The 17443-nt window shown below is 56.5% G+C and carries 13 protein-coding genes and 1 pseudogene; 10 read left to right on the forward strand and 4 right to left on the reverse strand.

All coding sequences use genetic code 11. The features are described 5' to 3' along the window. Positions 1 to 2 precede the first annotated feature (2 nt). From AC07N8_RS13385 to AC07N8_RS13430, 10 genes and pseudogenes are all read left to right on the forward strand, one after another. Positions 3 to 725 (forward strand): DUF4123 domain-containing protein, encoded by a 723-nt coding sequence (locus tag AC07N8_RS13385; protein ID WP_493144090.1) that lies wholly within the window; start codon positions 3 to 5, stop codon positions 723 to 725. After that, entirely contained in the window at positions 725 to 5512 is a 4788-nt protein-coding gene (locus AC07N8_RS13390; RefSeq protein ID WP_493143988.1) for an RHS repeat-associated core domain-containing protein, read from the forward strand. The genes AC07N8_RS13385 and AC07N8_RS13390 overlap by 1 nt, the downstream gene beginning before the upstream one ends. Beyond that, positions 5512 to 5868, forward strand: coding sequence for a hypothetical protein (locus AC07N8_RS13395; protein WP_007947029.1), 357 nt, complete (start codon positions 5512 to 5514; stop codon positions 5866 to 5868). The genes AC07N8_RS13390 and AC07N8_RS13395 overlap by 1 nt, the downstream gene beginning before the upstream one ends. 242 nt (positions 5869 to 6110) lie before the next feature. Further along, the gene (locus AC07N8_RS13400; RefSeq protein WP_493143989.1) at positions 6111 to 6521 is read left to right on the forward strand and encodes a hypothetical protein; all 411 of its coding nucleotides are present in this window, start codon (positions 6111 to 6113) and stop codon (positions 6519 to 6521) included. A 34-nt stretch (positions 6522 to 6555) separates the two neighbouring features. Continuing rightward, on the forward strand, positions 6556 to 6783 hold the full coding sequence (locus AC07N8_RS13405) for an RNase A-like domain-containing protein (RefSeq protein WP_493143991.1): 228 nt from the start codon (positions 6556 to 6558) through the stop codon (positions 6781 to 6783). A 22-nt stretch (positions 6784 to 6805) separates the two neighbouring features. Beyond that, a pseudogene (locus tag AC07N8_RS13410) lies at positions 6806 to 7069 on the forward strand (contact-dependent growth inhibition system immunity protein); the annotation flags it as partial. 170 nt (positions 7070 to 7239) lie between these two features. After that, a complete protein-coding gene (locus tag AC07N8_RS13415; protein ID WP_493143993.1) occupies positions 7240 to 7593 on the forward strand; it encodes a hypothetical protein in 354 nt (117 codons plus the stop codon). Positions 7594 to 7697: 104 nt separating this feature from the next. Further along, positions 7698 to 8117: a hypothetical protein gene (locus AC07N8_RS13420; RefSeq protein ID WP_493143995.1), complete on the forward strand. Its 420-nt coding sequence runs from the start codon at positions 7698 to 7700 to the stop codon at positions 8115 to 8117. A gap of 443 nt (positions 8118 to 8560) precedes the next feature. Continuing rightward, a complete protein-coding gene (locus AC07N8_RS13425; protein WP_493143997.1) occupies positions 8561 to 8884 on the forward strand; it encodes a hypothetical protein in 324 nt (107 codons plus the stop codon). Between the two features lie 306 nt (positions 8885 to 9190). Continuing rightward, positions 9191 to 10030: a 23S rRNA (adenine(2030)-N(6))-methyltransferase RlmJ gene (locus AC07N8_RS13430; RefSeq protein ID WP_483841045.1), complete on the forward strand. Its 840-nt coding sequence runs from the start codon at positions 9191 to 9193 to the stop codon at positions 10028 to 10030. Between the two features lie 44 nt (positions 10031 to 10074). Here the strand turns inward: AC07N8_RS13430 and msrA are convergent, their stop codons facing one another. The 4 genes from msrA to aceF form a co-directional block, all read right to left on the reverse strand. Next, a complete protein-coding gene (msrA, locus tag AC07N8_RS13435) occupies positions 10075 to 10722 on the reverse strand; it encodes a peptide-methionine (S)-S-oxide reductase MsrA (protein WP_493143999.1) in 648 nt (215 codons plus the stop codon). A gap of 209 nt (positions 10723 to 10931) precedes the next feature. Continuing rightward, positions 10932 to 13625, reverse strand: coding sequence for a putative bifunctional diguanylate cyclase/phosphodiesterase (locus tag AC07N8_RS13440; protein WP_493144001.1), 2694 nt, complete (start codon positions 13623 to 13625; stop codon positions 10932 to 10934). 192 nt (positions 13626 to 13817) lie between these two features. Then, the gene (locus tag AC07N8_RS13445; RefSeq protein ID WP_493144003.1) at positions 13818 to 15212 is read right to left on the reverse strand and encodes an alkaline phosphatase D family protein; all 1395 of its coding nucleotides are present in this window, start codon (positions 15210 to 15212) and stop codon (positions 13818 to 13820) included. 271 nt (positions 15213 to 15483) lie between these two features. Then, positions 15484 to 17436, reverse strand: coding sequence for a dihydrolipoyllysine-residue acetyltransferase (gene aceF, locus AC07N8_RS13450; protein WP_493144004.1), 1953 nt, complete (start codon positions 17434 to 17436; stop codon positions 15484 to 15486). Positions 17437 to 17443 lie beyond the last annotated feature (7 nt).

Raw genomic sequence — 17443 nt, forward strand, 5'->3', positions numbered from 1 at the left:
ATATGACGCCTCGCGACTGGCTGATCCGGCAGCCGCTGAAATCATCGGAACAACTCTTTGCGATTTTCAGCAATGCCTGCGCGGCTGAGCCGTTCAAAGCCTGGCAGCGCTCGACCACCATTCATGTGCCGCAGCTGATCTGGGCAGACACCGCTTACGCCGAGTGGGAACCGGTGATGCCTTTTGTGGGAATCGTCGCGGCAGGCAGTGAGTTTCTGGAGTGGGTCGCTGCGACCGAGTCTCGCGATTGGGGTTGGTTGGCGGTTTCTTCTGCGTCTAAAGAAGTGCTGGTCGAGCATCTGCGCAGCCTTACCCAGGTTCTTTTGCCCAACGGACAAGCGGTGTTTTTCCGCTTCTGGGACGGGCGCTATGTGCTGCCGATTCTTCAGTCCGGCGAAGTGAATACCACGCAGTTAATGCCTGTGATCGACCGTTGTTTGATCAACGGTCAGTCGCTCGATATCGGTGGGAGTGCGCTGAAAACCTCCAGGGTTTTTCCGTGGTGGGAAGTTTCCGAGTCGCTACTCAAGTACCTCGCTGACGAGTCAGCGACGACTCGCATCAACAACTTGCTGATGTGGTTGAGCGAGGACCGACCTGATCTTTATGAGGCGTTTTCGCCGAGCGTATTGCGGCACAAAGTCGCGCTCTTCTTGCAGACGCCGGACCTGCCTCAGGCACCGAAATCAGCCTTGGTGGATTACCTGATGACGGAGCTGGACTGATGGATCAGATCGTACGGATCGAGCAGGAACTCGACAGTTTTCCGGACACCCTTTCTCTCTACCGTGAACAGTTGAAACGCTGGTTTAGCCAAGCGGCAGACCAAGCCAGTCACATTGCTGATTTGCCTTCGCTGATGGGTATGGAACGGATCGTCCGATTCGGCAACACCATCACCACGGTGAGCAGTGGCGACGACGAGTTTTTCTCTACCGTCGTGCAATGCCAGAAGGGTGGAAAGCTGGAGATCGAGAGCAAGTTTGAATCGGTTTATGACGTTCCCGTGGGAAATATTCAGGTCGATGTGATTGCTATGGATGGCGGTGAGATTACGCCGATCACGCTCGATGAAAATGGCAAGGGGACCTTCACGGGGAAAGAGGGCAAGTTCTATCGCATTCATGTCAACGATGAAGTAACGCCACAGCAAGTTGATGATCTTTTCTCTTCTTACGACGGTTTGACCGCGGAGCTGGAGGGCTGGTTACGCAAAGAGTGGGAAGGGTTTAAGCCGCAGTGGTCTCAGTCGACTTTTGCGGCCGCCGGGAATGGATTGCTGGCGGGAGGCTGGGCCGCGGTCATGGGTGTATGGGATGGCCTGAGCCTTGTCTTTGACATCCTCAAAAATCCTGGAGCTCACCTTGAAAAGCTTGGCAGCGGTGCGCAGCACCTCATCGATCTGGCGAAGCAATCCCCAGCAGCGATGGAAAAAGCCATGCTGCTGGCCAGTGATGAAGCGGCGCTATGTTTGTTGTTTCGGGCTGCAAGCCTGTGGTTGTCGGCGTTACCGCCCAGCGAAATTGTTGGTACTACAGCAGCTACCGCCAGTCACGTCATTGTCACCGCACTGATCGATATCCTGATTGCGTCGGCGCTGGCTTTCACAGGTGTCGGTCTGCCTGTGGCCGTAGCCTATCTGAAACTTCGTGGCATCAAGTACGGGATGGTATTGGCCGGTCTCGCGATACGTTTCGTCGAGGCAACTTTCAACATCCTCACCACCTTCATGAAGTACGTCGACCAGTACAAAGCCGTCGCCGCACGCGGTGTTACTGGGGGGCTGAAAAAAGGTGGAGTGCTGTTGCGCTGGGATGCCAAACGCAACACCACCCTCAAGCAAAACGAACACCACGACAACGTCCCGGATCAGGCGAAAAATCCCAACGGTGACAGCGCCACTTGCGTGCCGTCGACCTGCAAAAATGGCTGTCCAGTCTCAATGGTCACCGGCGAAGAACTGCTGACCCTCACCGACGGTTCGCTGGACGGCCTCCTGCCGTTCGACTTCACCCGGCTCTATCGCACCAGCGCCGCCGAGATCGATGGCGGCCTCGGTTTCGGCTGGAGCCATTCGCTTTCCCACCGACTGGAAATCGACGGCGACAGCGTCATCTGGATCGACCACGAAAACCGTCGTACCACGTTCCCGCTGCCAACCGCTGAACGCCCGGCGATCCACAACAGCCTGTCGCGCGCGGCAATTTACTTGGGTGATGAACCCGAAGAATTGATCCTCGCTCAGGCTGGCGACGACACACGGTTTTATCACTTTCACCACGGTCGACTCACGACCATCAGCGACGCCTACAACAACCGCCTGCGCATCACCCGCGACCGCCAGGAGCGCATCCAGCGCCTCGACAACGGCGCCGGCCGTGCCCTGCGTTTGCGTTATGAACACAGCCATTTGGTCGCCGTCGACTACCAGGTGTTTGTGCCCGCGCAAACCCTCGACGAGTGCTGGAAAACCGAACAAACCCTGGTCAGTTACACCTACGACGAACGCGCGCAACTGATCGAAGCCAGCAACGCCGCCGGCGAAAGTGAACGCTACGACTACGACGACCAGCACGTCATCCTCCAGCGGCAACTGGCCGGTGGGGTGAGTTTCTTCTGGGCGTGGGAAAGGTCCGGCAAAGCGGCACGCTGCATTCGCCACTGGGCCTCGTTTGCGCAGATGGATGCGCGCTACGTCTGGGATGACGCCGGCAGCGTCACCGTGCACAACGTCGACGGCAGCGAAGAGGTTTACGTCCACGACGAGCGGGCGCGGCTGGTGCGCAAGGTCGAACTGGATGGCGGTGAACAGCTCAAGGCCTACGACGAAGAAGGCCGGCTGATTGCCGAGCAGGACCCGCTCGGGGCGGTGACTGAATACCGTTACGACGAAGTCGGACGGCTGGTGGCGCTGATTCCGCCGGAAGACGAGCCAACGGCCTACGAGTATCGCAACGGTTTCCTGCACGCCCGTTATCGCGGTAAAGCGGTGTGGAAGTATCTGCGCAATGCCCAGGGTGACATTACCGAAGCGACCGATCCTGACGGCCAGATCACTCATTACCACTACGACGAAAAAGGTCAGCTGCTGTCGATCCGCTACCCGGATACCAGTCGGCATGTGTTCGTCTGGAACGGTTTGGGGCAACTGGCCGAGGAAACGCTGCCGGACGGTGGTGTGCGGCGCTTTTCCTACGATGCACTGGGGCGGCAGATTACCCGTCAGGACGAACATGGCGCGGTCACGAAGTCGCAATGGGATGCAGTCGGTCGACTGATCCATACGATTCTTCCTACCGGCGCCAGTCGCGCCTACAGCTACAACGCCTACGGAAAAATCACCGCCGAACGCGACGAACTCAGCCGCGTCACGCGCTACGAATACCTCGACGACCTGCACCTGGTCAGCCGCCGCCTCAATGCCGACGGCACTCAGCTGAAGTATCGCTACGACAACGCGCAGCTGTTGCTCACGGAAATCGAAAACGAATCCGGCGACAAATATCGGCTGGACTACACCGCCGGCGGATTGATCCGACAGGAAACCGGCTTCGACGGCCAACGCACGGCGTATGCCTACGACCTCAATGGTCATCTGCTGGAGAAAAGCGAGTTCGGCGCTGACGGTTCGCAGCTGATCACCGCTTACGAGCGGGATTCAGCCGGCCGATTGTTGGTGAAAACCCTGCCCGACGGCCTCAAGGTCGAATACCGCTACGACAGCCTCGGCCGGCTGATCGGCGTCGACGACGGGCACGACCATCCGCTGGAATTCGAGTACGACCAGCAAGACCGACTGATCACCGAACATCAGGGTTGGGGCACGCTGCGTTATGCCTACGACGCTTGCGGCCAACTCAATCGCCTGCGCCTGCCCGACGGCAGCAAACTCGATTACCACCACGCCAAGGGCGGCGCACTGACCGCCATCGACCTCAACGGCGCGCGGCTCAGCAGCCATCAATTTACCTTCGGCCGTGAGCAGCAACGTCAACAAGGCCAGTTGCTCAGCAACTTTGCCTACGACGATCAGGGGCGTCTGCAAGCTCACGCCGTCAGCCAAAACCAACAACCGCTGTATCGCCGCGACTATGCCTACAGCGCCAACGGCAATCTCGACAGCATCGCCGACACCCGCCACGGCCAACGCAGCTACCAATACGATGCGCTCGATCGGCTGACCCGCGTCCGCCACACCCGCGAAAACCCACCGGAATCCTTCGCCCACGACCCCGCCGGCAACCTGCTGATGCAGGACCGTCCCGGCGCCGCGAAAGTCGTGGGTAATCGCCTGCTCCTACAAGGCGACCGCCACTACGACTACGACGCCTTTGGCAACCTCATCCGCGAACGCCGCGGTACCGGGCAAAAACTCGTTACCGAATACCGCTACGACTGCCAACACCGCCTGATCGGCGTCACCACCCCGGGCGGTCGCACCGCCAGCTACCGCTACGACGCCTTCGGCCGCCGCATCGCCAAAACCGTCGACGGCCACACCACCGAGTTCTTCTGGCAAGGCGACAACCTCATCGCCGAAAGCAGCCGCGAACACTACCGCAGCTACCTCTACGAACCCGGCAGCTTCCGCCCGCTGGCCATGCTCGACGGCAAAGGCCCACGCAAGGCCTGCCCGTTCTACTACCAACTCGACCACCTCGGCACGCCGCAGGAACTGACCGATTTTGGTGGTGAGATTGTCTGGTCGGCGAAGTACAACGCCTACGGCAAAGTTACGCAGCAGGCGTTCGGCGGGGGCGAGCAGCTTGAGCAGCCGCTGCGCTTTCAAGGGCAGTACTTTGATGCCGAGAGCGGCCTGCACTACAACCGGCATCGGTACTATGATCCGGAGGTTGGCCGCTACCTGACACCGGACCCGATCAAGTTGGCGGGTGGACTGAACCCGTATCAATACACGCCGAATCCGACGGGGTGGGTTGATCCGTTGGGGTTGAGCGGGAACTGTCCGCCACCGAATAAACCTGGGTGTCAGGCGCCGGATGATACGACTGGCGTTAAGGTTGATGAGGGTGAGCCGGCGCTGCCGAAGCTGACGGGTGATCAGCGGAGGGCGCGGATTGATGAGTTGGCTGAGGGGGTTTTTCATAGGCGATTGAAAGAAATGGAAGATTCAATTGATAAGGCCCACTTTCTACAGAAACATGGTGCTCAAACCTCTCTGCAGTCCCAGCTTCAGCGAGTGCAAGAAGGTCGGAACCCAGGGACCGGCGAAATAGAAAGGCACGAGAGTGGAAGGCGAAGGGGCGAGCCCGTAATACCCTCTGCGGCGACACACTTTCTCAGCCATCGTGATCAGTTTAATGCGATACAGCGCGCACAGCTGATTTTTAAACAGAGTGGTTTGAATGCTTCCAAGCGTCCAATTGAAATGGGTAAAAAAATAGGCGAGGGATTTAAGAGAGACGGCTTGCGGTACGGTGAACAAACCAAAGCAATAGTTTACTTGAATTCAGCGGGTCAGCCGATAACTGCTTTTACGGGTTTTGACTAATGAAAAATTCTTACAATATTTGGGATGTACGTAGTTTGCTTTTCGTTTTCGATATAGAAAATACACGTGACTTGAAAAGGGAAGAAATAATAGTTTCGAAGGACGTGAATGATGAGAATGAGCTCGCTGAACTATTTGATCTCTTGATGCGTCCGGAATTTTTTGTCTATAGCCAAAAAGAGCGGCAATTGCTTATCGACACTTTGGAGTATTTTTTAGGTTGCGGTGACAATTTCGACGGGGTTTTTTCAAAAATTGACACTTATTTTGATGAGGATGTTAAGGATCAAAGAGGATTTATGATGGTTCTTCTTAACTGTTTACGGCGTTATCAGTCTGAGGAAGACCTTGAATAAGAGGGTAAGTATATCTTTTCCGCTTTTATAGGTAAAAGTACTCACGATAAAGTGGTGAAGTTAAATGGCTAAGAAATATTAAGCTGCAGTGCTGGTAGTAGGTGCAGTGGTTGAGGGCCTAGTCTTGCTGCTCGTTAAAGGTTTAGTGGTTATGTTCTCTTTGACGGTAAACGATAAGAGGGTTAATAGACCGTCCATTTTTGCCCGCGTTTAAATTGTTTCCGGTTACGTAAAGGAAGAATATGCTTATTGATTCAGGAACTGATCAGCCTTACATCCCAATACCTTCATATTTTTTGGGGTGCTTCGATATCTATGATCGCGAAGAGACATTGGGGGAAGAGTTGGAGAAATACGATCCTAATAATCCAGTAGATAGGAAAGAACTAATCATTAAGTACTGCCTAGCTAGAGGGCGTTCACATCGGCACCGGCTTCTACTTTATAAATGCTTGGAAGAGGCGCTTCAGAACAAAAATTATGATTTTCAATCACTGCTGAAATATGACCCTGAGGCATATTCGTCCTTTCCTTGCGGTTGGGATGAAATGGAAAACACAAGAGTTTTTTTTGAAGATATTTATCGATTGGCGACTATCGAATGGAAAGAAGATCTTCAAAAAGCTAGTCTTGAAGATCAAACTACTTGGTAGTCGGCGTTTCTGAAACGGAAGCGAAAATAAATAAATGTGTCCCGTTTTTTTTGATAGAAATAAAACACTAATCGATGAATTTATGAAAGGTAATGCGCGCATGCTCGTTATTACACAACAAATGTCGGCGCCGGTAGGTGTTGGAGTTGTTCGACGCACTGGAAATCTTGAGCCTCTATCTGTCGTCAAGCTAATACTGAAGAGAACTAACAGCTCGCCTTCCGGCTACATCATATTCACGGGGTATGCAAGTGATCGATAATTAGTTTTCGCAGTTCTACCAGTTCTTGGGAGCGTATTTTCATGAAGACTGGATGTGTGAATTTCACGCAGCGGATGATGTTGTTAGATCTTTTTTGTCTGACTCAACAGTCGAGACAATTTCGGTTGTGAAAAATGAAATTGCTGCTCTGCTCGAGAGGCATATGAACGAGATAGAGTTGCGAGAGTTTCTGCTCAAAAAGATGAGCTGCTGCTACTGCTACTGGCACGAATGGGATTCAGGAGAAGTATGGTTGAGTCATCTTATTGATATTTTTGGTGAGTAAAAAATATCCCAAGGCGCACGATTTTTTGCGGTGTACTTTCGTGGAATAAAGGGGGTGGACTTGTTTTTTCCAATTTTCGATGTTTGTCGCTGTTTCGAGGGGGAGCTTGAGTAACAAATAAATCGGTCCACTTTATACTCCCCAATAACGACTTTTGCGGATTTTTGAATATGAAACGCCCCCCTGAACTTGCTATTTTACGTGGTCTGCTATTTTTGTTCGATATTGATAATGTTGATAGCGATGAAAGAGAAGAGATCATAGTTTCAAAAAATGTAAATGATGAGGTCGAGCTATCTGAGCTGTTCGACATACTCATGCGTCCGGAGTTTGCCTCCTGTAGCGGAAGTGATCGCGAATGGTTTATAGATACATTAAATTGCTATTTAAGTAGTGGTGAAAGCTTTGATTCTATATTTGATAAAATAACAACCTACTTTGATGATGAGGTGGCAGATCGACGGAAGTTTATGCGGGTTCTATTGGAATGTTTGTTGAGGTATCAGGCGGAATTAGTAAAATAAAGTTACCGTCATTTTTTTTGTATGACGGTAATTCAATAAATTTGTCTACTCTCTCGAGAAGGAAAATGTGCTTCGGCCTTTTACAGGTCCTCCTGTGGAGAGAAATGATGTTGCGAGACCCATTTTTAAATGAAGAATATCAACCCGATTTGATGTGGTTTATTGGCGTCTTTGATGTTTATGATCGCGAGGAAACTCGGGGTGCGGAGCTGGGAGTGTTAAATCCTAATGATCGCTTTGACAGAGCGGAGCTGATCAAAAGCTACAGCTTGAATCTCGGTTACCTGTCCTATAGGCATAAGCTCGTGCTGCTTGATTTTCTAGCGGAGAAGCTAAGCGATGCGTCTTATGATTTTCAGAGTTTGTTTGATATAGACGAAGAAGATGCGGGGAGTTGGCCGCGTGGAGAGTGGTATGCATTGGAGGATCCCCGTGGGTTTCTTCAAGATGTCTATTTGTTGGCTCAAGATGCCTGGAAGGAAGATCTTTTTTTAGCAAGTCTTGAAGATCAGTCCAGCTGGTGATGGAGAAGGTAGCGCCTGTCAACCTGAGATCCCACGTGTCGGCATTCTCAATGCCAATTGCCAGCACTACGGAATGTTTAAGTGTTGTTTAAAGAGCTCGTAACTACTACGAATTTTCCGGGCAAGCTCATCGGAAGTTTCCTTCAAGTTGTGACGGCTTCCATGAACTGGTGGGCGATGGGTTGCAGGGATAGTCTTTGGCTGTCACCGCGCAAGTGGTGGCAGGGTGTAGGAGCCCTCACTCATGATGCAACAGCTCTGTCGTTTGATTGCGGCACTTAACTCGTGTCCATATGATCGTTCGCGGCGGCCGTGCGCGGGACACGCTTCGGCGTGACCGAGGTTCATGAGTGCTCGGTACTCCTACTCCTGCGCATGGCTGCCACCCAAACCTGTAGGAGGGTGCGTTTGGCAGCTAATTTTCATACTCATGGAATTTACAAATGACGACGCTAACGCCAGATCCACCCTACGAAAAACCAATCCCCCATCCCAAAAACCGCTTCATGGCGCTCACCAGCAACTGCACCGATATGCCCACGCTGTTCGTCGATACCCACGCGCCGCTCGATGTTTTATACGAGGCTGCCAACTATCGAATTCGCGCCGTCACGCAGGTGCTGGAAAACATGTCGATGCGCGGCTCGGTTGAGTGTGAGTCGTTCATTCTTAGTGATTTTGCGTTGCTGTGTGCCATTCCGTTGCGGGATGGGTGTGATGTGCTGGATGTGATTGGGCGGCGGTTGCGGGCGATGCCTTCGCAATAGCGACTGGCTGCTTTTGTGGCGAGGGAGCTTGCTCCCGCTGGGCTGCGTAGCGGCCCCAAAACCTGCAACTCGGTGATGTCAGTTGTTCCGAGGGGTTTGGTTTGGCGACTGCTTCGCAGTCGAGCGGGGGCAAGCTCCCTCGCCACAGAGTCTTGTGGGTACTGGGATATTTTGGGGCTGTTGTGCAGCCCGACGGGGCAAGCCCCCTCACCGCAGGTTTGTGGGGCTGCAAGTGCCCGCTCGGCTGCGAGGCCCTGACGTTCGCCTCGGTACAAGGTAAACTTCCCGGCCTTCGCAGGAGCAATCATGAATTATCGTCACGCCTTCCATGCCGGCAATCACGCCGATGTGTTCAAACACCTGACTTTGACCCGCCTCATCGCCCTGATGTCGCGCAAGGAGCAGCCGTTTGCCTATCTCGACACTCACGCCGGCATTGGTCTATATGACCTGCAGGGTGATCAGGCGAGCCGTACCGGTGAGTACCTGGAAGGTATTGCGCGTCTGTGGGATCAGCCGGATCTGCCGGCGTTGACCGCCGATTACATGAAGGTGCTGCACGACATGAACCCGGATGGCCAGTTGCGCTATTACCCGGGGTCGCCGGAGCTGGCGCGGCGTCTGACGCGGCCGCAGGATCGGGTGATGCTCAACGAGAAGCACCCCGAAGACGGTTTGCTGCTCAAGGACAACATGGCCGGTGATCGTCGGGTGAAGGTGCATCTGGGCGAAGGCTGGCATGTTCCGCGCGCGATGCTGCCGGTGCAGGAGAAGCGGGCGGTGATGTTGATTGATCCGCCGTTTGAACAGCTCGATGAGATGCAGCGCTGTGCGGCGTCGTTGAAAGAAGCGGTTGGCCGGATGCGTCAAACCGTGGCGGCGATCTGGTACCCGGTGAAGGACCAGCGCCTGTTGCGCCGCTTCTATCAGGATCTGGCGGGCTCGGGCGCGCCGAAGTTGTTGCGTGTGGAGTTGCTGGTGCATCCGCTGGATACGCCGAACAGTCTGAACGGGTCCGGGTTGGCGATTGCCAATCCGCCGTGGGGGCTGGAAGAGGAATTGCGTGAGTTGCTGCCGTGGTTGTCCAAAAAGTTGGGACAGACCCAGGGTGGGTGGCAGATGGATTGGTTGATTGCTGAGAGCTGATTGATCGTTCCCACGCAGAGCGTGGGAACGATCAGCTCAACAGATCAGATCGGGCAGGTCACGCCTGTGCCGCCGATCCCGCAATAGCCTTCTGGGTTCTTCGCCAGGTACTGCTGGTGATACGCCTCGGCGAAGTAGACCGTCGGCGCTTCGTCGATTTCAGTGGTGATTTCGCCTTTCCCTGCCTTGGTCAATTCAGCCTGGAACACGGCTTTGCTCTTGAGCGCGGCGTCCAGTTGCTCCGGGTTGGTCGCATAGATCACCGAGCGATACTGGGTGCCGATGTCGTTGCCCTGGCGCATGCCCTGGGTCGGGTTGTGCAGTTCCCAGAACATCTTCAGCAGCTCGTCGTAGCTGACTTTTTCCGGCTCGTAGACCACGAGCACGACTTCGCTGTGGCCGGTCAGGCCTGAGCAGACTTCTTCATAGGTCGGGTTCGGCGTGAAACCGCCGGCGTAACCCACGACCGTGCTGACCACGCCTTCACGCTGCCAGAAGCGGCGTTCCGCACCCCAGAAGCAACCCAGGCCGAAGATTGCAAAGTCGACGTTGGTGACGAACGGACCCAGCAACGGGGAGTCGTGGACGAAGTGTTTTTCCGGCAGGTTCATCGGGGTTTCACGGCCGGGTAGAGCTTGTTCTTTGGTTGGAAGCACGTTTTTGTTCACCAGGATTTCCGAGCGCAAGACCATGATCAGTCCTCTCAGTCAGGTTGGGATGTAGGAATCAGACCGCCAGTTTGCCCAATGCGGCCCGGTTACGCACTACCTCTGTGCCCTTGTGGGAGCGAGCCTGCTCGCGAATGCGGTGAGTCATTCAGCAATGATGTCGACTGATACACCGCTTTCGCGAGCAGGCTCGCTCCCACAGGGGATGGGGTTGTCGCAGGAGGCTGTGTGTGTCAGGCGAGGGGGCCGCGGGGGTAGCGCTTGAGCTTTTCGATCAGCTCGGCGCCGGGGATCGGGCGGTCGAACAGGTAACCCTGGCCGACGTCGCAGCGGTGGCGGCGCAGGAACGCCAGTTGTTCGGCGGTCTCGATGCCTTCGGCCACGACCTTGAGTTTCAGGTTATGGGCCATGGCGATCACCGCGGAGGTGATTTCCATGTCGTCCTGGTTGTCCGGGATTTCGTGGATGAAGCTGCGATCGATCTTGATGATGTCGATCGGGAATTTTTTCAGGTAGCTGAGCGACGAATAACCGGTACCGAAGTCGTCCATGGCCAGGGTCAGGCCCAGGCGCTTGAGCTGGTCGAGCTGCAAGTGGGTGTCTTCGGTGGCTTCCAGCAGCAGGCCTTCGGTCAGTTCCAGCTCCAGCAGGTTGGCCGGCAGCGCTTCTTCCTTGAGGATGTTGGCGATGGACGACACCAGGTCCGGGTCGGAGAACTGCTTGGGCGACAGGTTGATCGCCACTTGAAGATTGCCCAGGCCGGCGGCGCTCAGTGCCTTGCTCATGCGGCAGGCCTGGCGCGCGATCCACTTGCCGATCGGGATGATCAGGCCGGTTTCTTCGGCGACGCTGATGAACTGGTCCGGGCGGATCATGCCTTTGTCCGGGTGGTTCCAGCGCAGCAGCGCTTCCATCCCCAGCAAGCGGCCGCTGCGCAGGCAGAGCTTGGGCTGATAGAACACGTCCAGCTCGTTCTGGGTCAGGGCGCGGCGCAGGTTGTTCTCGACGAACAGTTTGTAGCTGGCCTCGGCATTCAGCGCTTCGGTGAACACCTGGACCTGATGCTTGCCGTTGGCCTTGGCCTTGTGCAGCGCCAGGCCGGCGTTGCGCATCAGGGTTTGCGGGTCGCGACCGTGCAGCGGCGCACAGGCCAGGCCCACGGAACCGGTGACGCTGATCAACTGGTTGTCGACGAACATCGGCTTGTCGAGGGTCATCAACAACTGATGGGCGACCTGTTGGCCGGTGCGCAGGTCGGTGTTGTCCAGCAGCACGGCGAATTCGTTACTGGCGAAACGCGCCAGGCTGCCGCTCGGGCTGAGGCTGTTGCGCAGGCGTCGGGCCAGGCTGATCAGCAGCTTGTCGCCGGTCTGGTGACCGAGGCTGTCGTTGATCCGCTTGAAGTTGTCGATGTCCACCAGCAGCAGGCTGATCGGCGTGTCGGTGTCGCGGGCAAAACGTTCATCGAGGTTGCGGATGAATGCCGGGCGGTTGCCGAGGTTGGTCAGGTTGTCGGTGTAGGCCAGGCGCTCGATGCGCTGCTGGGCGAGTTTGGTCTGAGTGATGTCTTCGTAAATGCCGATGTAATGCGTCAGCTCGCGGTTGTCGCCGTAGACCTTGGAGATCGACAGCTGGCCCCAGTACGGTTCGAGGTTTTTGCGTCGGCTCTTGAATTCACCCTGCCAGCTGTTGCTCTTGGCCAGCGCCGAAGGCGCGTCGAACAGCAGTTCGCTGAGGTTTTCCAGCGCCGGCAGTTCCGACAGCCGCTGGCCGTGGACTTCTTCGGTGCTGTACTGGGTGATCGCGGTGAAACTCGGGTTGACGTATTCGACCACGCCGTCGCAATTGACCAGCAAAAACGCGTTGGCGCTTTGCTCGACCGCACGCTGGAACAGGTGCAGGGCGCTGGTGGCGGTGCGGCGGTTGTGGTTGTTGATGACCTGGGCGAACTGATCCGCCAGCTCGCCGGCGAACGCGATTTCATCCGACTGCCAGGCGCGGGTCGCGCCGGTCTGTTCCAGGCAGAGCACGCCGACCACCTGGCCGTCGACGCGGATGCTGGCATCGAGCATCGCGTTCACATCGCGCGGGCGCAGGCTCTCGGCCATGTCCCGGGTGCGCGGGTCACGCATGGCGTTGTGGGCGTCGATGGCGCGGCTGCTGTGCAAGGCTTCGAGGTAATCAGGGAAACCGCTGACGTCGATCGGCTCCGGCAACTGGTATTCACTGCTGGCGCGGTGATAGGCCGATATCGGCACCAGCATTGAGCCTTCTAGGTTCCACAGGCTGGCACAGTCGATTTCGTAGATGTCACACGCGCTGCGGGTGATCAGTTCGGCGGCTTCTTGCAGGGAATTGTTGGTGCTGTAGCGCTGGCGGGTCAACAACAGGATCAGGTCCTGCTGGGCGCGCACCCGGTCCAGATGCTGCAATTGTTCCTGCTGGGCACGCTGGTTGAGCTCGAGGGCGATTTGCAGGCGCGAGTTCTGGGTTTCCAGATCTTGCGAGGGCTGAAGCTGAAAGCCCTCGAACAGGTCATCGACCACCAGCAAGTAGCCGCGCAACAGATGCCGATTGTGCTGTTTATAGGCTTCGCCCAGTTCCAGCAGGTTCAAGGCGCCTGAGGCGGTGTGCAAGGTGTAGCGGATCTGGTAGTTCGGACTGTCGGTGAGTTGCTGCTGGACCGCGTCATGCAGCTGATAGCGCGCTTCGGGCTCCATCAGGCTGGCGTAGGGGGAGTCGACCAGCGCACACAGGTCTACGGCCGGCAGACCGAAATGGCGTTCGCAGTTAGGATCGAGAAACAGCAGCGCCCAGCTAGGTTCATTCAGCCGTTCGAAACGCAGCATGCCGAGCCGCGAGGGCACAGGCAACTGCGTCACTACCTCGGCCACCATACGGCTGGCGGCATCGGGTTGGCTTTTCATTGAGGGAAACTCGCTTCGAATGTGCTGATCGCGCCGGGCTCTCGCCCTCTTAACTGTTGTCTGCGGCAAGGTTGCATCATTGCGGCCCCGACTGACAAGAGACATGAAGGCCAAGTGCTATAAGAATATGTCGGCAGGTGCGAAGTTTTCTCCAGCGAGGCCACAAAACTAATGCATTTGGCCTTCATTCCCTCAGTGCAGCGGGATGTTTGCCGTTTGTAATGGTTTACCGTCCCGGTCGTGGAAATTGACCTGAATCTGCTCGCCATCAACAACCAGATGGGCAAAGTTGTCCTCGCTGACCACATCGCTGGTCAGTTCATGCCGATAGTCCCCCGCAGCCGTTTGCGCCAGCGGCTGATCGAGAATGAACGTGGAAGCCTTGGCGTACGGCAGCAGTTTGCTGTTGCACAGCGGCGAAGAGACGACGGTGTGCACTTCGAAGTCCGGGTCTGCGCTGTGGGTCAGGCGACTGGTCAACGAGCCGTGGACATCGCCCGAGACGAAGATGACGTTCTTGATGCGCTGCGTGCGAATCGTCTCCAGCAACCGCAGGCGTTGTTCCGCAAAGGCCTTCCAGGCGTCATCGCCATTGAGTTTACGGTCGGGGTAGAACATCACGCTGGTGACCACGAATTTGACCCTTGCCGGGCTGTGGATCAGCCATTTGCACAACGCCTGCTCCTGTTCTTCGTCGAGGATACGGCGATCATCGGCCGACAGGTTGCGCCGAGTGCGGCTGTCGGTGACAAACCATTCAATATCGCCGTCGCTGAACTGATACCAATACTGTTCGAGCTTTCTGCTGAACTGTCCATTGGATAGAAGTTTATGCGCTGGGCTATGGCTGGCTTGATATAACTCATAAGCGGCCATGGCGTTTTTATATAAGTCAGCATCTGACTGGCTCTCGTTTGCCGGCCAGTTGTCTTCAATTTCGTGATCGTCGAGGATCATGTAAGTCGACAGGCTGGAAAATAACTTCGAAATGCCCGGCTGAGAAAAAGCTACGCGATACTTGCTGAGTATGTCGTTGTATTCGCGGTCGGGAGCAATAACGTTCAAATCATCGACGTAAATTTGATCCCCGGTCATCAGCATCGCGCTGATGGGCGGTTCGGCCTGCTGCGCGAGGTCGGTGATCGACGCAAAAATACGGTCGCCGGTCTTGGGTGTAATTGCGATCCCCGCGGTCATGCGCAAGTAGCGGCAGGAGCCGACAATATAGGCCCGTGGCGTGCTGGCCTTGCTGGACCGGGTGCGGAACCGGTAAATTTCCCGTGGCCATTGCAGTGGCAGTTCCTGAACCGTCTCCACGGTATGCACCGGGCTCATCGGGCTGAACCAGCCGGCCTGATATTCGTACTCGGTGTCGCTGGCCAGCTCATTGAGTGCAATCACATCGGACATGTCGCGCACGTGCGTCAACTTTACAAATTCGCCTCGGGACCAGTTTGCTTCACCTTGGCGCCGATAACGAATGCCTGCAAATGCGAAAGCATTATCTTGAAGTTCTCCGCGCAGAAAAATGCGCGCGTGATTAGTTGTAGTGTGGCCAATAATCGGGCCGACAGTGGGTTTGAGCATGTTCGAATCCATTCGAAGTAAGCGCTAACTAAGCGGAATGTGCATGATGTGGTTTTATCCACTATCAGTTGGACTAAGACTAGTTGCTGGATTGCAAAAAATATCGCGAGGAAGTGGACGTGCGTTGTGGGCAAAATCAACCACGAACGTAGGAAGAGACTTTATTCAAGGCAAAAAAAGCCCCGCCAAATTGGCGGGGTTGAGGTACGAGCGTGGCGCTCGGAAATCGTGGAACGCGAGCGGCCCTCCGGTTAGGGAGGGCCGGCCGGTGTTACAGCAAGATGGTGCGGATGTCCGCCAGCAGGCTGCTCAGACGCTGGGTGAAGCGTGCAGCAGCGGCGCCGTTGATCACGCGGTGATCGTAGGAAAGCGACAGTGGCAGCATCAGTTTCGGCTGGAAGGCTTTGCCGTCCCAGACTGGCTGGATGGTTGCCTTGGAAACACCGAGGATCGCCACTTCCGGCGCGTTGACGATCGGCGTGAAGCCGGTGCCGCCAATGTGGCCGAGGCTGGAAATGGTGAAGCAGGCGCCTTGCATGTCGTCAGCAGTGAGCTTTTTGTCGCGGGCTTTGGCGGCCAGCGCAGCGGCTTCGGCTGCCAGTTGCAACAGGCTCTTCTGGTCGACGTTCTTGATGACCGGTACCAGCAGGCCTTCAGGGGTGTCGACGGCGAAGCCGATGTTCACGTACTTCTTGCGGATGATCGCTTTGCCGCTTGGTGCCAGCGAACTGTTGAAGTCCGGCAGTTCCTTGAGCAAATGCGCGCAGGACTTGAGCAGCAGCGGCAGGATGGTCAGCTTGACGCCGGCCTTCTCTGCAACGGCTTTCTGAGCGATACGGAACGCTTCCAGCTCGGTGATATCAGCCGAATCGAACTGAGTCACGTGCGGAATGTTCAGCCAGCTGCGATGCAGGCTCGACGCGCCGATTTGCATCAGGCGAGTCATCGGCACTTCTTCGGTTTCACCGAAGCGGCTGAAGTCCACGACCGGAATCGGCGGGATGCCCGCGCCGCCGGTTGCGCCGGCAGCAGCGGCCGGTGCTTCCTTGGCCTTCTGCATCATCGCCTTGACGTAAACCTGCACGTCTTCCTTGAGGATGCGACCGTGCGGGCCACTGGCGCCGACGGCGTTCAGCTCGACGCCGAACTCGCGCGCCAGTTGACGCACGGCCGGGCCGGCGTGAACTTTGGCGCCAGGCTTGGCTGGAGCAGCAACCGGGGCAGCAGCAGGTGCGGTGGCAGCAGGTGCAGCAGCGGCTTGAGCCGGAGCACTTGGTGCAGCAGCAGCCGGAGCCGGGGCAGCAGCAGGCGCAGCGCCTTTGACTTTCAGCTTGAGGATCAGGTCGCCGGTACCGACTTCGTCATCCAGCTTGATGGAAACGCTTTCCACCACGCCAGCGGCAGGCGATGGAATTTCCATGCTCGCCTTGTCGGATTCCAGGGTGATCAGCGACTGGTCGGCTTCAACGGTGTCGCCGGCCTTGACCAGGACTTCGATGATCTTGGCCTTGCCCGCCGAACCGATGTCCGGAACGTGGATGTCCTGAACGCTGTCGGCCACTGGAGCAGCCGGAGCTGCAGCGGCTGGCGCTGGAGCAGCGGCGGCAGGTGCAGCAGCCTGGGCCGGGGCGGCAGCAGGGGCCGCAGCACCCGCCACTTCCAGGTCCAGAATCAGGTCGCCGGTGCCGACTTCGTCGTTGAGCTTGACGCTGATGGCCTTGATCACGCCCGCGGCGGGCGAAGGGATTTCCATGCTCGCCTTGTCGGATTCCAGGGTGATCAAGGATTGATCAGCCTGGACGGTGTCGCCGACCTTGACCTGGATCTCGATGATCTGGGCCTTGCCTGCCGAACCGATATCCGGCACGTGCACTTTCTGAATCGAAGCGGCGGCCGGCGCAGCGGCGGCAGCAGGTGCGGCAGCCGGTTTGGCTTCAGCTTTTGCAGCAGGCGCAGCGGCAGCAGTAGCCGCAGGGGCCGCAGCAGCGGCACCTTCGACTTCCAGCTCGAGCAGTTCGTCGCCTTCTTTCAGGCGATCGCCCAGCTTCACTTTAATGCTTTTGACGATGCCGGCTTTAGGCGCAGGAATTTCCATGCTCGCCTTGTCCGACTCCAGCGTCAGGATGCTCTGGTCGGCTTCGACACGGTCGCCGACCTTCACAAACAGTTCAATTACTTCACCTTCACCGCTGCCGATGTCAGGTACGCGAATGAGTTCGCTCACAGAATCT

This window comes from Pseudomonas sp. GW821-FHT10C09 (assembly GCF_059415465.1).